This window comes from Acidovorax sp. K2F (assembly GCF_025246485.1).
Taxonomy (GTDB): Bacteria; Pseudomonadota; Gammaproteobacteria; order Burkholderiales; family Burkholderiaceae_C; genus Acidovorax; species Acidovorax delafieldii.
The window spans coordinates 1-890 of the sequence record NZ_JAOBSQ010000105.1 but is presented as its reverse complement, the minus strand read 5'-3'; the positions used below and the strand labels follow the sequence as shown (position 1 = coordinate 890).

The window sequence follows — 890 nt, the reverse complement described above, 5'->3', positions numbered from 1 at the left end:
GACATCGCCAACGTGAAGATGAGCATGAACCCCTTTGACGAAATCGCCGTTGAAGAGGCCGTGCGCCTGAAAGAAAAAGGCCTGGTGACCGAAGTCATCGCAGTCTCCTGCGGCGTGGCCCAGTGCCAGGAAACCCTGCGCACCGCCATGGCGATTGGCGCCGACCGCGCCATCCTGGTCGAGACCGACGTGGAACTGCAGCCCCTGGCCGTGGCCAAGCTGCTGAAGGCCCTGGTGGACAAAGAGCAACCCTCGCTCATCATCCTGGGCAAACAAGCCATCGACGACGACGCCAACCAGACCGGCCAGATGCTGGCGGCCCTGGCCGACCTGCCCCAGGCCACGTTCGCCAGCAAGGTTGAACTGGCTGCAGACAAGGTCAGCGTGACCCGCGAAGTGGACGGCGGCCTGGAAACCCTGGCCCTGACCCTGCCCGCCGTCATCACCACCGACCTGCGCCTGAACGAGCCCCGCTACGTCACCTTGCCCAACATCATGAAGGCCAAGAAAAAGCAGCTCGATACCGTCAAGCCCGAAGACCTCGGCGTGGACGTGGCTCCGCGCCTGAAGACCCTCAAGGTGACCGAGCCCGCCAAGCGCGGCGCAGGCATCAAGGTGGCCGACGTGGCCGCCCTGGTCGAAAAACTCAAGAACGAAGCGAAGGTGATCTAAATGTCGGTACTCGTTATTGCTGAACACGACAACGCGTCCATCAAGGGCGCCACGCTGAACACCGTCACGGCCGCAGTGGCCTGCGGTGGCGACGTGCACGTGCTGGTGGCCGGCCACAACGCCGGCGCTGCTGCACAAGCCGCCTCCAAAATAGCCGGTGTTGCCAAGGTCATCCACGCCGACGCCCCTGGCCTGGAACACGGCCTGGCAGAAAACGT

Annotated in this window: 1 protein-coding gene and 1 pseudogene; both read left to right on the top strand. The window is 63.8% G+C overall.

Annotated features, from left to right (window positions below):
* Positions 1-672, top strand: a 672-nt coding sequence (locus N4G42_RS25460) for an electron transfer flavoprotein subunit beta/FixA family protein (RefSeq protein WP_260669178.1), incomplete at its 5' end; no start/stop codon positions are given.
* Positions 673-890 (top strand): annotated as a pseudogene (locus N4G42_RS25455) (electron transfer flavoprotein subunit alpha/FixB family protein); the annotation flags it as partial. It lies immediately after the preceding gene.